Here is an 18,551-nt window from a genome sequence, read left to right on the forward strand (position 1 = left end):
CGGACAGCACATCAAAAATAATGCGGTCAATTGGCTGCTGAGAAATCCGAAAACACCAACTCAATATTGGTCGCAAAAAAGGCGGGCCGAGAAGCCCGCCTTTTCCAATCCTTGTGCTCAGTGAGCTGTTGCGGAGGGTCCGGATTCACCGGCCGACTGGGTTGCGGCCGCCGCCGCTTCTTCCGCCTCCTCATCCCATTCGATGGCCTCAGGCTGGCTTACCAATGCGTGCTCCAAAACCTCCGACACATGGCTGACAGGAATGATCGTGAGCCCATCTTTGACGTTGTCGGGGATCTCCGGCAGGTCCTTTTCATTTTCCTGCGGGATCAGAACGGTCTTGATACCACCGCGCAAGGCCGCCAGCAGTTTCTCCTTGAGCCCGCCGATGGCGCTGGCATTGCCGCGCAAAGTGACCTCACCGGTCATGGCGATATCCCTGCGCACCGGGATACCTGTCAGCACCGACACAATGGCCGTGACCATGGCCAGGCCCGCACTGGGACCGTCTTTGGGCGTGGCGCCATCCGGCACGTGGACGTGAATATCCAGCTTGTCGAATTGCGGTGGTTTGACTCCCAGCTTCGGGCTGATCGAACGGACATAGCTCGACGCCGCCTCGATCGACTCCTTCATCACATCGCCAAGTTTGCCGGTAGTTTTCATCCGGCCCTTGCCCGGCAGGCGCAGCGCCTCGATGGACAGGAGTTCTCCACCGACCGAAGTATAGGCCAGGCCGGTGACAACCCCCACCTGATCTTCCAGCTCGGCAAGGCCATAGCGGAATTTCGGCACGCCGAGGAATTCATCGAGGTTGTCAGGCGTCACGGTAACGCTTTCGGCCTCTTTCTTGATGATCTTGGTCAGCGATTTCCGCGCCACCTTGGCGATCTCGCGCTCGAGGTTCCGCACACCCGCCTCGCGGGTATAGGTGCGGATGATCGCGGTCAACGCTTCATCGGTCAGTTCGAACTCCTTGGTCTTGAGCCCATGGTTCTTGACCTGTTTCGAGATCAGGTGCTGTTTTGCGATCTCGCGCTTTTCATCCTCGGTGTATCCGGCAAGCGGAATGATCTCCATCCGGTCGAGCAGCGGCCCAGGCATGTTGTAGCTGTTGGACGTGGTCAGGAACATCACGTTCGAAAGATCGTATTCGACCTCAAGATAGTGATCCATGAAGGTATTGTTCTGTTCCGGGTCCAACACTTCGAGCATCGCGCTGGCCGGGTCGCCACGGAAGTCCTGTCCCATCTTGTCGATCTCATCGAGCAGGATGAGCGGGTTCGTGGTTTTGGCCTTTTTCAGCGACTGGATGATCTTGCCCGGCATCGAGCCAATATAAGTTCGCCGGTGACCGCGGATTTCAGATTCGTCACGCACACCGCCGAGGCTGATACGGATGAACTCGCGTCCCGTGGCCTTGGCGACAGATTTGCCCAGCGAGGTCTTACCCACACCCGGAGGGCCGACAAGGCACAGGATCGGCCCTTTCAGTTTTTTCGAACGCTGCTGCACGGCAAGGTATTCGACGATCCGTTCCTTGACCTTTTCAAGGCCGTAGTGATCGGCATCCAGAATCTCCTGCGCCCTGCCCAGGTCTTTCTTGACGCGGGATTTTGTGCCCCACGGCAAAGACAAAATCCAATCCAGATAATTGCGCACGACCGTGGCCTCGGCCGACATCGGCGACATGTTCTTTAGCTTTTTCAGCTCGCCCTCGGCCTTTTCACGCGCTTCCTTGGACAGCTTGGTCTCGGCGATTTTCGACTCCAGTTCGGCCACTTCGTTGCTGCCGTCCTCGCCATCGCCAAGTTCCTTCTGAATGGCCTTCATCTGCTCATTCAGATAATATTCGCGCTGTGTCTTCTCCATCTGGGACTTGACGCGGGTCTTGATCTTTTTCTCGACCTGCAGAACCGACATCTCGCCCTGCATCAGACCATAGACCTTTTCCAGCCGCTCGCTGACGGACAGGGTTTCCAGCAGGTCCTGTTTCTGCTCGACCTCAATACCCAGATGACCGGCGACCAGATCGGCCAACTTGGCCGGTTCGGCGGTTTCGCCAACTGCCGAGAGCGCCTCTTCGGGGATATTCTTACGCACCTTGGCATAGCGCTCGAACTCGTCCGCGACGGTGCGGATCAGCGCCTGTGTGGTCGTCACGTCGCCGGGAATTTCAGTCAGATATTCAGCTCGCGCCTCAAAAAAGTTATCGTTTTCAAGGAATTCTGTGATCTTCACACGCGCTTGCCCTTCGACCAGCACCTTGACGGTACCGTCGGGCAGTTTCAGCAGTTGCAGCACATTGGCCAGCACGCCGGTATCATAGATGCCGTCAATTTCCGGATCATCCACGCTGGGGTCGATCTGGCTGGACAGCAGGATCTGCTTATCATCCTGCATCACCTCTTCCAGCGCCCGGACCGATTTATCGCGCCCCACGAAAAGCGGCACGATCATGTGCGGAAACACCACGATGTCGCGCAGCGGCAGGACGGGGTAAGAGGAATTCAGAGGCTCTTGCATGCTCTATCCTTATCATTGGCAAGACGGCACCGGTCCCTGCGTGAGGCAACGCTCGGCCATCTCCTGTCTTGGACGGTAAAGGTGGGGCGCGGCAGCCCGTTTTTCAACCGTCGGGGCGATTTCATTGCGGCCACAATGGCGCGTGTGCGCCGGGACCGCAAGGTGGGAACGACATCCGTCGGAGTGCCATTTTTGGTGCGGCAGGCGGGTGGGCCGCACCTCGGCGAAAGAACGCCGCTCGACGGTCCCTCACACCGGCTCGATATCCCCTTGCTCACGCCTTGCGTGAAACTGGGATTGCCAGTCCGCAAACGTGCCCGCCGCAATCGCGTCGCGCATACCGGCCATGATTTCCTGAAAGTAATGCAGGTTGTGCCAGGTCAGCAGCATCGAACTGATGATCTCCTGACTGCGGAACACGTGGTGCAGATAGGCGCGGGAGTAGTTGCGACAGGCCGGGCAGGAACAATGCTCGTCCAGTGGCCGTGGGTCATCCTGATGGCGGGCATTTTTGATGTTAAGCACACCGTAGCGGGTGAACACCTGCCCTGTCCGACCGGAACGCGAGGGCAGCACACAGTCCATCATGTCGATACCGCGTGCCACCGCACCAACGATATCATCCGGTTTGCCGACCCCCATCAGATAGCGCGGCTTGTCCATGGGTAGAAAACCGGGCGCAAAATCGAGACAGCTGAACATCGCCTCCTGCCCCTCGCCTACGGCCAGCCCGCCAACGGCATAGCCGTCAAAGCCGATCCGTTTCAGCGCCTCGGCGCTTTCTTCACGCAGGTCTTGCTCCAGCCCGCCCTGCATGATGCCAAAAAGCGCGTGTCCGGGCCGGTCGCCAAATGCCTCGCGCGAACGTTCGGCCCAGCGCATCGACAAACGCATCGACTCGGCGATGCGGTCACGGTCAGCAGGCAGCGCGGGGCATTCATCGAAACACATGACGATGTCGGACCCTAGCAGGCGCTGGATTTCCATCGACCGTTCCGGGGTCAGCTCATGTTTCGAACCGTCGATATGGGATTTGAATGTCACGCCCTTTTCGGTCAGCTTGCGCAACCCCGCCAGCGACATGACCTGAAAGCCGCCCGAATCGGTCAGGATCGGCCGCTCCCAATTCATGAATCTGTGCAGCCCGCCCAACCGGTCGATGCGTTCCGCCGTAGGGCGCAGCATCAGGTGATAGGTGTTGCCCAGCAGGATATCGGCACCGGTGGCGCGCACACTCTCGGGCATCATTGCCTTGACCGTCGCTGCGGTGCCGACCGGCATGAAGGCCGGCGTCCGGATCTCGCCGCGCGGTGTGCGGATCGCCCCGGTGCGAGCCTTGCCGTCGGTGGCATGCAGGAGAAATGAGAAACGTTCGGTCATGTATCTGCCCCGGATCGCTGAACCGGGCAGGCTTTGCCTGAAATGCCCAGCCTTTGCAACCCGTCCGGGCAACGTTGCATCCCGCTCTGTCGAGAGGCGCGCACCTTGTGCCCCGTCGACATCACGGCGCACCCGGATCGGTCCAGATGGTCATTTTCGTCCGTGCTGGATCGTGCAGGCAGACGAGGATGCAAAGCGGCCACAGAGAGGCTTTCATTGCCCATACCTGCCGTTCCAGCACCTTGCCAGTACGGCCTTTCCACCCTTACCAGTATTGAAATTTTACGACTCAACCACCAAATGCATACCATCGTATACAAAAAGACTGAGGGACAAGTATGACCGAAGACATGATCATCGGCCTGATCACGCAGAACATCGTTTTCGTTCTGGCGGCGATATTCGTTATCGTCATCATCTTCAAAGGCATCAAGATCGTACCGCAATCCGAAAAATACGTGGTCGAACGGTTTGGGCGCCTGCATTCTGTGCTTGGGCCCGGGATCAATTTTATCGTGCCGTTTCTGGATGTCGCGCGGCACAAGATCTCAATTCTCGAGCGCCAGCTGCCTAACGCCACACAGGATGCCATTACAAAGGACAACGTGCTGGTGCAGATCGACACCTCAGTCTTTTACCGTATTCTGGAGCCGGAAAAGACGGTTTATCGCATTCGCGATGTAGACGGCGCCATTGCCACAACCGTAGCGGGCATCGTGCGCGCAGAAATCGGCAAGATGGATCTGGACGAGGTCCAGTCGAACCGCGCGCAATTGATCGAACGCATTCAGGAAAGTGTCGAGACGGCGGTGGATGACTGGGGGATCGAGGTGACGCGGGCCGAGATTCTGGACGTGAATTTGGATCAGGCCACCCGCGACGCGATGCTGCAACAGTTGAACGCCGAACGCGCCCGCCGCGCGCAGGTGACCGAAGCCGAAGGACAGAAACGAGCCGTCGAGCTAAACGCGGATGCCGAGTTGTACGCGGCGGAGCAAACCGCCAAGGCCCGCCGCATTCAGGCCGAGGCCGAGGCGTATGCGACCGAGGTCGTTGCCAAGGCGATCCGCGAAAACGGAATAGAGGCGGCTCAGTACCAAGTGGCGTTGAAGCAGGTCGAGGCGTTGAACGCCCTGGGCAATGGCAATGGCAAGCAGACCATCGTTCTGCCCGCCAACGCGCTGGAAGCCTTTGGCGATGCGTTCAAATTGCTGAAAGGAGGCAAGCCATGACCGAACCGCTCTGGTCCATCTGGTGGATCTGGCTGGCCGGGGCACTGATCCTGGCGATTGCCGAGATGCTGCTGCCGGGATTCATCTTTCTGGGCTTCGCCATTGGCGCGGCGGTGACCGGCCTGCTGTTGGTGGTGCCTGGCCTGTCAATCTCGCTCCCGGTCCTGTTGCTGATCTTTGCCGTGCTGTCACTGGCAGCGTGGCTGATCCTGCGCCGGGTGTTCGCCCTGCCCCGCGGACAGGTGAAGCGGTTCGAGGACGACATCAACGGCTGATCTTTAGGCGAATTCGCTAAAACCTGTTATCCTGTCGGCACTTGACCGATTTGCCCGTGCCGTCAGGATGAGATGGAAAATCAAATTGACCGCATCAACGCACTGACCAACAACGCCCGGAACACGTGGTTCGTGCTGCTTGGCGCATTGATCTTTGTCGGTGTGACCCTGATGCAGGTCGAACCCATCGATTTTTTTGGCGTGGACCGTGCGACGCAGCTTCCGCTGGTCAGCGTTTCGGTCCCCACCCGCCTTTTCTTTTATGCTGCGCCGTTTCTCGTTGCCGCAGTTTACGGCTATTTCCACCTGTACCTGATCCGGCTTTGGGATGTGCTGGGCCAGACCCCTTACCAGACCGAACATGGCGAACCTCTGTCCGAAGCCATTCAGCCATGGCTAGTATCGGATGCCGCATTGCATTTTCGCAGCTACCTGAGAGGCGGCGAACCCTGCACCCGGCCGCATGCGCTGGAATGGCCTGCCGCTGTGCTCAATTTCGGGTTGGCCTGGGCGTTCGGGCCTTTGGTTTTGTTCTATATGTGGTGGCAATCCCTGCCTGCCCGGACAATGCCGCTGACCCTGATCATCACGGCCATGCTGGGGCTGTGCCTGATGGTCGGAGCTGCGAGTTTCAACAAGCTGTTGTTTCGCATGGGTCCCTTCAGGCCCTGGGAGCCGAATGTCTGGACTTCGGGCGCGATGATGAGCGTCGGGGTCGTTCTGATCTATTTCCTCATTCCGGCATCCATCACCCAGACTGCCCGCTTTTCCGATAACGTCGCTCCGCTTGTTCTGACCGGGGAACGGCTCGTGCAACGCCCGGAAGGCTGGTTACCGCCTCTTGTTGCCGAGAAAACCGCGCTGGCGAAATGGTGCGAGCTTGAGGGCAAGTCGTGTTCCGTGCTGACCGCAAAGGAAAAGGACGCATTCCAGAGCGAATGGGATCTTTTACGCAAGAACGCCATATCAGAGCTGAAGAAACCCGGGTTCAATCCGTTGCGGTTTGATCAACTGACCGCTGTCGTGGCGTCGGCGCTGGGACAGGAGTTGGCGCAGGCCGATACGACAAATCAGACCACTTTCGATACCATCAATGCAGCAATCGCCAAACAGTCAGTCAGGGCGCCGGATTTTCGAAACGCGGATTTAAACGACAGCTTTTTGGTGGGCGCCAATCTTTTGGCCGCCCGGATGCAAGGGGTTCAGGCGCAAAATGCCAATCTGGAACTCGCAAACATGGCGTTTGCCGATCTCAGAAACGCCAATCTGGCCTTTGCGGTCCTGTTCAGGTCAAACCTCAGCCTGGCGCAGATGCAGGGGGCGGACTTGCGGCATGCCCAGATGCAGCGAACAATTCTACGCGGCGCGCAGATGCAGGGCGCAGACCTTTCCAACGCGCAAATGCAGAGCGCCAATCTACGGCGCACGCAGATGCAGGGAGCCATCCTGCGGGAGGCACAATTGCAGGGCGCAACCCTTTTGGAGGCCAATTTGCAGAAGGCGAACCTGCGACGCGCGAACTTGCAGGGGGCAAAGTTTAGTTGGGCGCAGATGCAGGACGCGGATCTCTGGGAGGCAGATATGCGGCGTGCGGTCCTGCGCGGCGCTCGGATGCAGGGGGCCATTTTGTGGAAAGCAAAATTGCGGAATGTGAATCTGCGGGACGCGCAGATGCAGGGCGCGGTCCTGCGACAGACACAAATGCAGGAGGCCAACATGTGGGGCGCGCTGATGGAGCGGGCCGACTTGAGCGGCGCGCAGATGCAGGGCGCGAACTTTTGGGATGCGCAGATGCAGGGGACAAATTGGTCTTTTTCATTGTTAGCAGGGCGGCCGGACATGCGCGATGCCCTTTGGGGCAGTTCCCTTGCGGGCAGTGTAAATCTGGGTGGGGCGGTAAGAGAGATGGACCTGACGGTCGCCCTATTTGACAAGCAGAGCGACTGGAAGAATGCGTTTCTGGATGCCTCGGTCGACGTGCCGCCCGACCTGAGACGGTGGATGGGGAATCCGTGCCAGTGGCGATGGGCCGAAACCTATCGCGACGACAACGGGCCGCTATCAAATGTAGAATTTTTTGGCCTTTGGCGCGGCTGGTGGGAAAGATCAGATCACGCCGCGCAACAAAGCTGGGAAGACATTGCTCCACAAGGCTGGCACGACGTTCGGGCGGTGGCACCGCCACCCGGCTGTAAATGGAAAAAGTAACCAGGGCGGGATGATTGCCAACGTCTCGTGTCACTCTTCGCCTTCAGTCTCCTCTTCCGGCTTGGGCTTGGCGACCGCCCATTTCCACACCCCCCGGATCACCAGGCTGACGGCGAGGCAGATCACCATCAACAGACCCACGCCCGCGCCGGTATGGGGCGCAGCCCAACTGACCAGGCCAATACCTGCAAGCAGGCCGAACGCGCCCCAGGCTCCGTAAGACAGCCAGTCCATCGCGTCAGCCCTTTCCGAGGAAAGACAGGATGCCGGCACCCCAACGATCCGCCCAGTTTCCAATGGTATCCGCCAGCGTGTCTTCTTTCCAACCGTCAATCCAGAGATCCTGCTTGGCCTCGATCTCATCCCGCCAGGCCTCGAATTTCTCGCGCGCCTGGGTGGCGGTTTCCACATCCGACATGTCCATGCGCAGGATCAGCGCATCGGCTGCGCCTTTTTTCGCGGTTGGGCTCCAGGCAAGAACAAAGGGGCCACGGCGGGACTGCAACGTGTCAATATCAGCCTGAGGCAATGCCGCGCGAGCATCGTTCAACGCAGTCAGAGAAGTGCCCAACCCATATTCGTCCACGGCCCCTTCGCATCCCTCCAGGTCTTCCTGTTCCATCGTCCGGATCGCAACATAGTCCTGATTGACGGGCCAGACCGTCACCAGTTGCTGGTCCAACGGCACCTGGATTTCCGAATAGGCGAGAATGGCAGCGACATATCCGTGGCAGATGTTGAGAAACCGGTTTCGGTCTTGCGGCAGCGGCCTTGATTTGAATGCGATGATCGCATAGGCCGCGAAATACTCGGGCGGAAACATACCGGGACCGGCAAAAATGCGGGTGGCTCTTCCCTGTCTTCGGGGCGGGTTCAGGGCAGCCACGTCAGTGGATGTTCCGGTGTCAGGAGCGGCGGTCGCGGGCGGGGCTGGCGGTGGCGGTGCAGGTTCTGCCGGAACGACATAAACCGGTCCCCCGGTATCCGGAACAATCACATAGCCGCCGTTGGAATTGCCGTAGGTGCTCCATCCTCCGCCGTTAAATCCGCAATAGGTGCAGCCGCGCGTTCCTCCGTTGCCGGCTGCGCCGCCATCTTCCTCTTCTTCCTCATCGCGCGAGTAAGCGTCCCCCGATTGGGCGAGGGCAAAGCGTTGCGGGAAAGACGGCGACAAAAAAGCCACCACCATCATCAGCAGAAGCGCGCGCATGTCTCAATACCTCAAAACAATGAACTTAATATACCATTTACATCGATGTATTGCCAGTTCTCCTTCTGGTTTAGTCGGGCATCCGGCCTGCGGATTTTTGCAACTTTTCTGCCCCGTCATGCTAGTTTGAGAAATCAGACCGACGCATCGAAACCCAGAAAGACCTCGCATGCCGATGTTGCGATCCTATCCGGACGATCTATCCTTCCCGTGCCGGGACGGCGAAACTCTGCTCGAAGCGGCCACGCAGGCAAATCTTCCACTGACCCATGTCTGCGGAGGCAAGGCGAAATGTTCGACCTGCCGGATCTGGATTCTGGATGGGTTGGAAAATTGTCCCGAGCGATCGGAGTTGGAAGACAAACTGGCCGTACAGCTTGGACTTGATCCGCATGTACGTCTGTCATGCCAACTCCGCCCCAGGGGTGACATTTCCTTTCGCAGGCTGGTTCTGGACGAAACCGATATCCTGCTAACCAGCCAACTAGACGGGCGCGACAGCCGCAAAGTCGGAGAACTAAGAAACGTCGCAGTTTTCTTCTCGGATATCGAAGGATTCACGGGCATTTCAGAAAGCCTGCTGCCCTATGACGTGATGCATCTGTTGAACCGTTACTTCGCCCAAATGGGCGAAATCGTTGAGAGCAATTCCGGATACGTGGACAAGTTCGTCGGCGACGGAATGATGGCGATATTCGGGATTGAAGAGCAAGAAGAGGCACCTTTGCGCGCAGTCAACGCGGCTTTGCAATGCTTGTCCGCTATTGACCGGATGAAACCTTTTTTCAAGAGCATGTACGACATCGACTTTGATGCCCGGATCGGGCTGCACTGGGGCGAGGCGGTGATCGGGTCGGTCGGGTCGGTCGGCAGCGCGCGGATGACGGCAATTGGCGACGTGGTGAACGTGGCCAGCAGGGTTGAGCGCGCGAACAAAGAGGCCGGAACCCGGTTTCTTGTGTCCGAAGCGTTGCATGATCAGGTCAAGAAAAGCGTGGAAACAGCCGACTTCGTCCGTATGCGCCTTCCGGGAACCTCGCAACGCACCACCCTTTACGAGATTACCCGTCTGACACCAAAGACTGCGGCCCGGTTGAATGAAATCTCTGATCGCAAGACAATGCGCTTTGCCGGACGCAACTGGACACGGGTGTTCGAAGCTCATGCGATTGGCGACGGCGAGACGCGGATTGTCGAATTTCCCAGCCTCGATCTTGCCGTCCTTCGTCGCGGTGACAGTTATTATGCTTTCAATAACGCCTGTCCGCATATCAACCTGCCATTGTTCAACCGTCGCCAGAATCTGGACCACCCCGACAAACTGCGTCCGGACGAAAGCGAAGCCCAGGACAACGAGGTGGTTTGTCGGTGGCATCGCAGCAGGTTTGATCTGGCCAGCGGCGAGGTCATCGTGTGGTGCGAATTGCTCAATGACGACGGAACTTCGGAAGGGATGGAGTATCTGGGCGACATTTCAAAGAACTGCAGGCCGCTGGAAACCTTTCCGGCACGCGTTGACGACGGCTACTTGTGGATTGCGCTGGACACATGACCGCACTGCGGCAGAAGTTTCACGCCCCTCTGGACGCTGGTTGGTGATTTCCCTATATAATTGCTCAGGTAACTGAGCCGAGGATTTGATGACCTACGCCAACGAACCGCTTGAGGGCGCGCCGCTGATTGCACCCTCTTCCGTCGATCACCCGCTGTACGAGCCGGTCGTCGAGGCATGCCGAACGGTCTATGACCCGGAAATCCCGGTTAATATCTATGAGCTCGGCCTGATCTATACTGTTGACATCAATGCCGAGAACGACGTCAAGGTCATCATGACGCTGACGGCGCCGGGCTGTCCAGTGGCTGGTGACATGCCGGGGTGGCTGGTGGATGCCATAGAACCGGTGCCGGGGGTGAAAAGCGTCGACGTGGAACTGACGTGGGAACCGCCCTGGGGCATGGAGATGATGTCGGACGAGGCCAGGCTGGAGCTTGGCTTTATGTAGTCGCTCCGGAAAATTGCAAAATCTCTGAGGCGTAACAGACTTGTTACGCCTTTGTTTTTTGTTTGTTACATTCGAACGCCAACCTGCGGGCGGCAGAAATTCTTCTGCGTCTGCGGGTCGCTCTCAAGAATGCCCGTCCCCTCAATGAAACGTGACCCGGATCTCAGGACCGCTCTGCCCGGGGCGGTCCACCTTTCTCTTGATGAAAAGAAGCGGAGAATCGTCGCCCAGGCCGTCTCCGCGACCTCGCTTTCCGTCAGGCAAAGCAGGCGCTTGCGTATAGCTTTGTTTCCCAGTCGGAAACACTAAGAGGAGATTCCTCGCAATGTCGCGACTTTTTTCGATTTAGGCAAATTTAAGGCGGAAATGTGGCCATTTTTGCTGGCCGGAGCGCCAATCGAACGGTTAGGTTTTCTCCAGACGATCGCAATTGGGGGCTATAGATGGTCAGTATTGTTCGTTCGGCAACCTGTTGCCCGCGAAGAATAGGTTTGCCTTGTCTACAGGGGCGGCGTGCTTGGGAAAGACGCGAGGCCGGCTTCGACGCAAGTCGCGAAAGGCAGGTTTAATGCTGGCTCCGTTCGCAATTTATAGCATCATCTTCGTGGTTACTTTTGGTTTCTACATGCTGATCGTTCGAGCGGTAGCGCTCTCGTTTCAGGCGGTCTTGATACGCTATCCGGCTCTGAGACCCGCAACCACGTCTTACTTCAGTCGCGGCGTGCACTATGTCGGCTCTACTTTCGAAGTGGTAACGTTGGTGGTCTATTGGCCGATCATAGTTCTGTTGGCCATGCTATGTGGCATCGTTTTTTTGCCCGGCTACATCTTCCGCTGATCTGAACGACGTTTTTTTGATCCGAGCGACTATCTTGCGGACAGGATGCACCATTTGTGCTTCCGTCTCTTGAGCCTTGCCGATTGCGCCATTAAATTAAGTGCAGCACGCGAAAATCGGAGACCGCAATGTTCGGCATTCCCGGCAAACAGGCCGTTACGATGACTCCCCGGGCCGCCACCCAGATCACCCGCCTGATGGAAAAGGGCGGCCATGCCGGTTTGCGCATCGGCGTCAAAAAGGGCGGTTGCGCGGGCATGGAATATACCATGGAGTATGTCGACGAGGCCGAGGCGCATGACGAGGTGGTCGAACAGGACGGCGCACGGATTATGATTGCGCCGATGGCGCAGATGTTCCTGTTCGGGACAGAGATCGACTATGAGGTCTCGTTGCTGGAAGCAGGGTTCAAATTCAAGAACCCGAACGTGGTCGATGCCTGCGGATGTGGAGAATCGATCAAATTCGACGAAAGCCTGCCGCAACGCTGAGAGGTTCCTGCTCTGAGCTGATTTCCGACGTCAACGCCTGTCGCGGCGGCGATTGTCACCCGACCGCACGGGTGCTATCCCCGAATGCAAATATCGACAAGCAGACGGGGACGGGTGAATGCGGCGCAAACTGGCGGCAGGCAACTGGAAAATGAACGGCACCGGCGCGGCGCTGGCAGAGTTGGAAATGCTGGCGCAGGCCCACCCTGCCCCCAATATTGACATCCTGATCTGCCCGCCCGCAACGCTGCTCAGTCGTTCGGCGCAAGCGCTTGCCGGTTCGGCCGTCGCGCTGGGAGGGCAGGATTGCCACGCTGAGGTCTCCGGGGCGCATACGGGTGATATCAGCGCCGAGATGCTCAAGGATTCCGGAGCAACGGCAGTAATCGTCGGCCACTCCGAGCGGCGCGAGGATCATGAGGAAGACAATGAAACCGTCCGCGCCAAGGCCCGTGCCGCGTTCGAGGCGGGCCTGACGGCGGTGATCTGCTTGGGCGAGAGCCTGGCCCAACGCGAGGCGGCCAATACACTTGATATCATCGCAGGGCAGATGTCGGGCTCGATTCCGGATCAGGCGACCGGCGAAAATCTGGTGGTCGCCTATGAACCGATCTGGGCCATCGGTACGGGCAAGGTACCGACGCTGGAGCAGATCGGAGAAGTGCATGATTTCATCCGAAACCGTCTGGAACGCCGTTTTGGGCCGGGTGTGGGGCGGTCGGTGCGATTGCTGTATGGCGGATCGGTCAAACCGGGCAATGCAGCAGAGATTTTCTCCGTTTCAAACGTGGATGGGGCCTTGGTCGGCGGCGCCAGTCTGAAGGCTGCGGATTTCTCACCGATCATCGGTGCCTTGGAACAGGCCTAGAGCAAGCAGGCCGGCAAAGAGCTGATCCGTCCGATATACCAGTGCGCCGCCATCGCGCTTCGAACGATCCCAGGTGAATGCTCGCAATGAATAGGGCCGCCCCTTTACCGTTTCCACGTCTGCCGGCTGAAACTTGAAATGGTTTTCATGAAACTCCGGGCGGCCTGAGCCGCCCGGTGAATGCGGTCATCACTTCGTAATGATCTCCGGCCCCATGAACGTGTTCGGCAACACTGTCGAAAGCCAGGGAATATAGGTGATCATGATCAGGAAGACAAAAAGCACGGCGAGAAATGGCAGCGCCGCGCGCACCACGCCCATCATCGGCATCCCCGCAACGCCGGAAGTGACGAAGAGGTTCAGGCCAACTGGTGGCGTGATCATTCCGATCTCCATGTTGACGACCATGATGATGCCAAGGTGAATGGGGTCGATACCCAGTTCGATGGCGATCGGAAATACCAGCGGTGCAACGATGACAAGCAAGCCCGAGGGCTCCATGAACTGGCCGCCGATAAGCAGGATCACGTTGACGACGATCAGGAACGTGACCGGACCAAGACCCGCCGACAGCATTGCGCTCGCTATACTCTGAGGCACCTGTTCGTCCGTCAGAACATGCTTGAGGATCAGCGCGTTGGCGATGACGAAAAGCAGCGTCACCGTCAGTTTGCCCGCTTCAAAAAGCGTGTGCTTGGTGTCGGGGTGGACGAAAGCGGTGATCAGCGCATAAGGCTTTTTGACAAGCGGCAGGTTTGGCGCGTCGCCTTCGGTGCTGAGTGGCCCCATGTCCTTGTAGACAAAGCTGGCGATCAGGAAGGCATAGACAGCGGCGACGGCGGCGGCCTCGGTCGGGGTGAAGATACCGCCATAGATACCGCCCAGAATGATCACGATCAGGAACAGGCCCCAACCGGCCTCGCGGGCCGAAGCAAAGACCTCGCCCCAGCCTTTCCAGTCGCCCTTGGGCAGGTTCTTGACCTTGGCCATGACATAGATGGTGATCATCAGCATCAGGCCCGCCATCAGGCCCGGGATCACGCCCGCCAGGAACATCCGGCCCACCGAGACCTCGACCGCGGCGGCATAGACCACCATCACAATGGATGGCGGGATCAGGATGCCCAGCGTGCCTGCGTTACAGATCACACCCGCAGCGAATTCCTTGGAATATCCAACCTGACGCATCCCGGCGATAACGATCGAGCCGATGGCCACCACGGTCGCCGGAGACGACCCGGACAGTGCCGCGAACAGCATACAGGCAAAGACACCCGCAATCGCCAGACCGCCCGGCAGATGCCCCACACAGGCAATCGAAAACCGGATGATCCGCCGCGCTACCCCGCCAGTCGTCATGAAGGACGAGGCCAGGATGAAGAACGGGATCGCCAGCAGGGTAAAGTGCCCTTCGAACGCCTCGAACAGAGTGCCCGCGACCGACGCCAGCGAACTGTCGGAATAGATCAGCAGGAACAAAGTCGAACTTAGACCCAACGACACCGCGATTGGAACACCGATCATCAGCAGGCCGATGACCATTGAAAACAGGATGACAACGTCCATCAGTCATGCTCTCCCTGCTGGGCGCGAACCTCTTCCAGTTCGTCCTCGACCTCGTGGCTGGCGACAATTCGATCGGTTTCCCCGCGCCATATCTGAACCGCGACCTGCGTAAACCGGATCACCAGAAGCAGCATTGACAGCGGAAGTACAAAATAGGGCACCACCTTGGGCAGCTTCTCGTAGCCCTCGCCATAATTGATCAGGTTTTCGAGAAAACGCAGCGGCGCGACCATGGGGATGTCGTCGACCTCATAGAAACTCTGGCTACGCGCGCTGGTGTCGAACCCGGTCGGGAACCAGCGGCCCGAGGTGGGCGGCAGATCCGCAAAAACGGCCCAATAGTCATAGGCCCCTTTCAGCATCAGCAGCGAGAAGGCAATGCAGATGCCGACAGAGATCAGCGCCATGATCCGGCGAGGGCCTGGTGCCAACATGTTGAGTATTGCATCGACGCCCAGATGAGCGTGCTTTTTGACCGCATAGGACGCACCCAGCAGCACCAGCCACCCGAAAGTGAACACGGTCAGTTCCAGCGCCCAAAGGATGTTGGAATTGAACACGAACCGGGCAATCACGTTGGCAAAGGTCACCGCCGTCATCAGACCGAGCAATGCGGCGATGAGGGTCTCCTCGAATTTGTCGATTAGGCCCGGCGGGCCGTATCTGGCACCAGACATCTCACTGTCCCCATTTTTTTGAGAGTTCAAGTTTGGCGGGCCTCGATTCAGGCCCGCCCGGACTGCACGTGTCAACCACCCTTAGGTCGCGAGCGCGCAGTCGTGGCCGAATATCAGAACCCGGCGTTAACCGCCTGAGCGGCGTCGATCTTTTCTTGGCCAACGTCACCGGCGAATTTCTCCCAAACCGGTTTCATCGTATCGACCCAGGCCTGACGCTGTTCCGGGGTCAGTTCACGAATGACGCCGCCCGCATCGATGATCGACTGCTTGGCCGCGTCGTTGACCGCGAAGGCCTCATTGTTGCGGGTCTCGGTGACCTCGGCGAGAATCGTCAGGAACTGATCGCGCACTTCGGGGTCAAGGCTGTCCAGCCAATCCACCGATGTCACGACCAAATAGTCGATGATGCCGTGGTTGGTCTCGGTGATGCCGTCCTGCACCTCAAAGAATTTCTTGCCGTAGATGTTGGACCAGGTGTTTTCCTGCCCGTCCACAACGCCCTGCTGCAGCGCGCCGTATACTTCCGAGAACGCCATCTTCTGCGGGCTACCGCCAATGGCTTCCATTTGGGCAACCAGAACGTCCGAAGACTGGACGCGGAATTTCAGACCGTTCGCGTCCGACGGATCGACCAGCGGCTTGTTGGCCGACATCTGCTTCATACCATTGTGCCAGAAGGCCAACCCCTGCAGGCCGCGGCGCTGCATGCTGTCCTTCATCGCCTGACCGTCGGCTGACGCCTGGAATGCATCGACCGCGTCAATGTTCTTGAACATGAACGGCAGGTCGAACAGACGGAACTGTTTGGTGAACTTTTCGAACTTCGACAGCGAAGGCGCGGCCAGTTGTACGTCGCCCTGCAGCATCGCCTCAAGCACCTTGTCGTCATTGTACAGCGTGGAGTTTGGGAACACTTCCACGCACATGGTACCGTTCATTTCCTCGTTCACGCGCTGTTCCAGCAGCGCGGCGGCAATTCCCTTGGGATGTTTGTCGGTGTTGGTGACGTGGGCGAACTTGACCACGATCTCGCCATCGTCACAGGCGGCAAAGCCTGCCGTGGCAGTGACGGAAAGCGCCAGAGCGGTGGCGGCGGTTGTCAGGTATTTCATTTCTCTACTCCTCCCGAAGTTTGCAATTGACCCTGCTGGACGCCGGTTGGGCGTCTCATGGACGGGAGTGAAGCGAATCACAGAGCTTCGCTCAACGATTTGTGAAAACCCTGCCCGTTTCTTCTTTTTTCCGTTTATTTACAAAAAGATAAATAACCCCTCCGCGGGATGCTTAGGTGGAGGAAGACGATTCGTGTGCGAAAATCCGCACTCTCCTCTTGGCGCTTGTGCGAGATTTCGCACAACTTGATTCGCTTGCTGCGGAGGTGCGACCCGCCTGTACCGCCGAAAATCATCCGGAGCGTAACCGTAGAATACGTTCGATCAACACTGACGGACGTCAGGATCAATGGTCACGACCTGAATTCCGTGCGCGAGTCAATTCGAATCTATTCTTCTTCGTCATCGGGAAAGGGATAAGGCCCACCGTCGAACAGGAACGCCTGAACGGACGCCAAGTACGCTTGCCATTCCTCGTCATCGTCGAACTCGTCGTCCGTCGTTTGCTCCCATGCCTCGCGGCTCAAGCCATTTCCATTCACGGTCTCGGACAGGGCAGTTTCGAATTTTTTCGCAGCTTCGGCATTGTGCGCCTCTTCAAGAAACGCCTTCAAGTCCTCCAGATCGTAGGCTTGGGGATTCAGATATCCACCGGCCATGTCATTCAATACCTGCATGGGATCGCGGTCAGCCATGTCTTGAGTCTCCATCTTCAGGTTTCATCGCCGGTCATCCGATCTGTCCTGTCATGCGACCGGATTGGGGTAAAGCGTCACCAATCGCAAGGTTCCGTCATCCAATAGATCATAAATCGCCTTGCAGGTGCTGTGGGGACCCCAGATTGCGTCAACGCAGGTGTCAGCTTGATCTTTCTTCTTCTTGCGCTTGACCCCTTGAACGTAGTTTTTCCATTGCGCCCCGAGAATATCGACCAGCTTGGCGTCCATCGGCGGCAACCTGACGGGTTGAGCCCCCTTGGGCGGTGGCGAGATCTTGTTGGATTCGATATGCGCCAACGCCTGTGTCCGCAAGGACATCTGACTGTCGACATAGGCGCCCTTGTCGGTGAAGTTCGAGGCCTTGTGAACCGGCTTGCCCTTGAACTTCTTTCCGGTGCGCGGGTTCTTTTTCTTTAATATCCGGTCTTCCTGGCTTTGGATCGACAATCCCGGCCCGTGACATTGCGGGCCGTGCGCCTTGGGTGGCTTGTCCACGTGATCGTAAAACAGCGTGTCCATCTCGTCTTTGATCGCCTGAAGCTCGGTTGCGTTGTCGGGTGGTGGTTTCTTCGACAGCGCGCTTTTCAATGCCTTTCGCATGTCCCGCATTTCGGGAAAGGCCTGATCCATGAATTCCGGTTCAGCCTTGACGCGCGCCGCGCAGGATTTGACCATACCGCCAAGTTTTCCGAGTTCCTTCGGATCGTCGCCAGCGGATTTCAGGCAATCGGCGAGCCGTACTGTCGATGGTGTTGACATGACCAGTTTCCGCAGCGCAGTCAGCGCCTTGACCGCGTTATCCGGGCTTTTTGCGGTCATCGCCTTTTTGTAGAGGGCAACAACCTTAGCCATCTTTTCGCGATGATCGGGAGGCGCGGAATTCAGGCTTCGCACCAAGGGCACCTTCATCGCATCGAAATGGCTGGTGATCTTTTCCAGCACCTTCTCGATATCGTCGCCAAGTTCGGCGGTCGCATCCGGTTTGCCGGTGTCTTCCTCTTCGCCGTCGTCGATGACATCGCCCGTCTCGGACAACAAGCGCACTTTCATCTTGATGCCACGGGCGCTGAGATATTTGCGAAAGGTCTTAGCAAAGTTTGCCGGCGTCGAGTCGGGGTCTTCGACAATCAGGTCGGCAATCTTTCCGTCAACTTCAAGCGCGCCCACGGCGCCCTTTGCACCGGCGCCATCGTCCTTGGCCATCTTTCTGAGCGCGGACTTGTTCTTGGACTTATGCGCCTTGAAGATCAGGTCTTCTGGTCCGTGAAACAGTGCAAAATTGTGCCTGATTTTACGGGCTGCCGCGATGATACCGGACACTTCCTTGGTCTCGGCCGCCAATTCGGATTTTGTCTTTTTTCCCATTCTGGCCTCCCTTGACCGTCAGTAACGGGCAGGTCAGCGGTTCAGTCAAGTCGGGAATACGACAAGGGTCGACTTGAA

General features: G+C 58.0%; 17 protein-coding genes. 8 read left to right on the forward strand and 9 right to left on the reverse strand.

Annotation, left to right across the window (positions count from 1 at the left end; translation table 11 throughout):
* Positions 1–117: 117 nt before the first annotated feature.
* On the reverse strand, positions 118–2,526 hold the full coding sequence (gene lon / locus ACR0AO_RS06645; protein WP_480601449.1) for an endopeptidase La: 2,409 nt from the start codon (positions 2,524–2,526) through the stop codon (positions 118–120).
* Positions 2,527–2,775: 249 nt separating this feature from the next.
* On the reverse strand, positions 2,776–3,906 hold the full coding sequence (gene tgt, locus ACR0AO_RS06650) for a tRNA guanosine(34) transglycosylase Tgt (RefSeq protein WP_480601451.1): 1,131 nt from the start codon (positions 3,904–3,906) through the stop codon (positions 2,776–2,778).
* Between the two features lie 338 nt (positions 3,907–4,244).
* Between tgt and ACR0AO_RS06655 the strand changes: the two genes are divergently transcribed.
* The 3 genes from ACR0AO_RS06655 to ACR0AO_RS06665 all read left to right on the forward strand — a co-directional run bounded on the left by ACR0AO_RS06655 (position 4,245) and on the right by ACR0AO_RS06665 (position 7,621).
* A complete protein-coding gene (locus ACR0AO_RS06655) occupies positions 4,245–5,138 on the forward strand; it encodes an SPFH domain-containing protein (RefSeq protein ID WP_480601453.1) in 894 nt (297 codons plus the stop codon).
* Complete coding sequence (locus tag ACR0AO_RS06660; protein WP_480601455.1) at positions 5,135–5,413, forward strand: NfeD family protein; 279 nt, start codon at positions 5,135–5,137, stop codon at positions 5,411–5,413. Before ACR0AO_RS06655 ends, ACR0AO_RS06660 begins: the two co-directional genes overlap by 4 nt.
* A 72-nt stretch (positions 5,414–5,485) precedes the next feature.
* Positions 5,486–7,621, forward strand: a complete 2,136-nt coding sequence (locus ACR0AO_RS06665; protein ID WP_480601458.1) for a pentapeptide repeat-containing protein — start codon at positions 5,486–5,488, stop codon at positions 7,619–7,621.
* Positions 7,622–7,651: 30 nt separating this feature from the next.
* Here ACR0AO_RS06665 and ACR0AO_RS06670 read toward each other — a convergent pair whose 3' ends face one another.
* Together ACR0AO_RS06670 and ACR0AO_RS06675 are read right to left on the reverse strand one after the other, a co-directional pair.
* On the reverse strand, positions 7,652–7,855 hold the full coding sequence (locus ACR0AO_RS06670; protein WP_480601460.1) for a hypothetical protein: 204 nt from the start codon (positions 7,853–7,855) through the stop codon (positions 7,652–7,654).
* Positions 7,856–7,859: 4 nt separating this feature from the next.
* Positions 7,860–8,831 carry a hypothetical protein gene (locus ACR0AO_RS06675; protein ID WP_480601462.1) on the reverse strand — a complete coding sequence of 324 codons (972 nt, stop codon included), beginning with the start codon at positions 8,829–8,831 and terminating at the stop codon, positions 7,860–7,862.
* A 169-nt stretch (positions 8,832–9,000) separates the two neighbouring features.
* Between ACR0AO_RS06675 and ACR0AO_RS06680 the strand changes: the two genes are divergently transcribed.
* From ACR0AO_RS06680 to tpiA, 5 genes are all read left to right on the forward strand, one after another.
* Positions 9,001–10,383, forward strand: coding sequence for an adenylate/guanylate cyclase domain-containing protein (locus tag ACR0AO_RS06680; RefSeq protein WP_480601465.1), 1,383 nt, complete (start codon positions 9,001–9,003; stop codon positions 10,381–10,383).
* A gap of 88 nt (positions 10,384–10,471) precedes the next feature.
* Entirely contained in the window at positions 10,472–10,834 is a 363-nt protein-coding gene (locus tag ACR0AO_RS06685; protein WP_480601467.1) for an SUF system Fe-S cluster assembly protein, read from the forward strand.
* 568 nt (positions 10,835–11,402) lie between these two features.
* Positions 11,403–11,672, forward strand: coding sequence for a hypothetical protein (locus ACR0AO_RS06690; RefSeq protein ID WP_480601469.1), 270 nt, complete (start codon positions 11,403–11,405; stop codon positions 11,670–11,672).
* 128 nt (positions 11,673–11,800) lie between these two features.
* Complete coding sequence (locus tag ACR0AO_RS06695; RefSeq protein ID WP_480601471.1) at positions 11,801–12,163, forward strand: HesB/IscA family protein; 363 nt, start codon at positions 11,801–11,803, stop codon at positions 12,161–12,163.
* Positions 12,164–12,281: 118 nt separating this feature from the next.
* Entirely contained in the window at positions 12,282–13,031 is a 750-nt protein-coding gene (gene tpiA / locus ACR0AO_RS06700) for a triose-phosphate isomerase (RefSeq protein ID WP_480601474.1), read from the forward strand.
* A 189-nt stretch (positions 13,032–13,220) separates the two neighbouring features.
* Here the strand turns inward: tpiA and ACR0AO_RS06705 are convergent, their stop codons facing one another.
* The 5 genes from ACR0AO_RS06705 to ACR0AO_RS06725 form a co-directional block, all read right to left on the reverse strand.
* Positions 13,221–14,597: a TRAP transporter large permease gene (locus ACR0AO_RS06705; RefSeq protein WP_480601476.1), complete on the reverse strand. Its 1,377-nt coding sequence runs from the start codon at positions 14,595–14,597 to the stop codon at positions 13,221–13,223.
* On the reverse strand, positions 14,597–15,274 hold the full coding sequence (locus ACR0AO_RS06710; protein WP_480601478.1) for a TRAP transporter small permease: 678 nt from the start codon (positions 15,272–15,274) through the stop codon (positions 14,597–14,599). The genes ACR0AO_RS06705 and ACR0AO_RS06710 overlap by 1 nt, the downstream gene beginning before the upstream one ends.
* A gap of 113 nt (positions 15,275–15,387) precedes the next feature.
* On the reverse strand, positions 15,388–16,389 hold the full coding sequence (locus ACR0AO_RS06715) for a DctP family TRAP transporter solute-binding subunit (RefSeq protein ID WP_480601480.1): 1,002 nt from the start codon (positions 16,387–16,389) through the stop codon (positions 15,388–15,390).
* Between the two features lie 389 nt (positions 16,390–16,778).
* Positions 16,779–17,084, reverse strand: coding sequence for a hypothetical protein (locus ACR0AO_RS06720; protein WP_480601482.1), 306 nt, complete (start codon positions 17,082–17,084; stop codon positions 16,779–16,781).
* Positions 17,085–17,135: 51 nt separating this feature from the next.
* A complete protein-coding gene (locus tag ACR0AO_RS06725; protein WP_480601484.1) occupies positions 17,136–18,473 on the reverse strand; it encodes a hypothetical protein in 1,338 nt (445 codons plus the stop codon).
* Between the last annotated feature and the right edge of the window lie 78 nt (positions 18,474–18,551).

Source organism: Ruegeria sp. AF8 (assembly GCF_056541825.1).

Coding starts and splice junctions, on each gene's coding strand:
- lon (WP_480601449.1), bottom strand. CDS start 2,526: ATGCAAGAGCCTCTGAATTCCTCTTACCCCGTCCTGCCGCTGCGCGAC.
- tgt (WP_480601451.1), bottom strand. CDS start 3,906: ATGACCGAACGTTTCTCATTTCTCCTGCATGCCACCGACGGCAAGGCT.
- ACR0AO_RS06655 (WP_480601453.1), top strand. CDS start 4,245: ATGACCGAAGACATGATCATCGGCCTGATCACGCAGAACATCGTTTTC.
- ACR0AO_RS06660 (WP_480601455.1), top strand. CDS start 5,135: ATGACCGAACCGCTCTGGTCCATCTGGTGGATCTGGCTGGCCGGGGCA.
- ACR0AO_RS06665 (WP_480601458.1), top strand. CDS start 5,486: ATGGAAAATCAAATTGACCGCATCAACGCACTGACCAACAACGCCCGG.
- ACR0AO_RS06670 (WP_480601460.1), bottom strand. CDS start 7,855: ATGGACTGGCTGTCTTACGGAGCCTGGGGCGCGTTCGGCCTGCTTGCA.
- ACR0AO_RS06675 (WP_480601462.1), bottom strand. CDS start 8,831: ATGCGCGCGCTTCTGCTGATGATGGTGGTGGCTTTTTTGTCGCCGTCT.
- ACR0AO_RS06680 (WP_480601465.1), top strand. CDS start 9,001: ATGCCGATGTTGCGATCCTATCCGGACGATCTATCCTTCCCGTGCCGG.
- ACR0AO_RS06685 (WP_480601467.1), top strand. CDS start 10,472: ATGACCTACGCCAACGAACCGCTTGAGGGCGCGCCGCTGATTGCACCC.
- ACR0AO_RS06690 (WP_480601469.1), top strand. CDS start 11,403: ATGCTGGCTCCGTTCGCAATTTATAGCATCATCTTCGTGGTTACTTTT.
- ACR0AO_RS06695 (WP_480601471.1), top strand. CDS start 11,801: ATGTTCGGCATTCCCGGCAAACAGGCCGTTACGATGACTCCCCGGGCC.
- tpiA (WP_480601474.1), top strand. CDS start 12,282: ATGCGGCGCAAACTGGCGGCAGGCAACTGGAAAATGAACGGCACCGGC.
- ACR0AO_RS06705 (WP_480601476.1), bottom strand. CDS start 14,597: ATGGACGTTGTCATCCTGTTTTCAATGGTCATCGGCCTGCTGATGATC.
- ACR0AO_RS06710 (WP_480601478.1), bottom strand. CDS start 15,274: ATGTCTGGTGCCAGATACGGCCCGCCGGGCCTAATCGACAAATTCGAG.
- ACR0AO_RS06715 (WP_480601480.1), bottom strand. CDS start 16,389: ATGAAATACCTGACAACCGCCGCCACCGCTCTGGCGCTTTCCGTCACT.
- ACR0AO_RS06720 (WP_480601482.1), bottom strand. CDS start 17,084: ATGGCTGACCGCGATCCCATGCAGGTATTGAATGACATGGCCGGTGGA.
- ACR0AO_RS06725 (WP_480601484.1), bottom strand. CDS start 18,473: ATGGGAAAAAAGACAAAATCCGAATTGGCGGCCGAGACCAAGGAAGTG.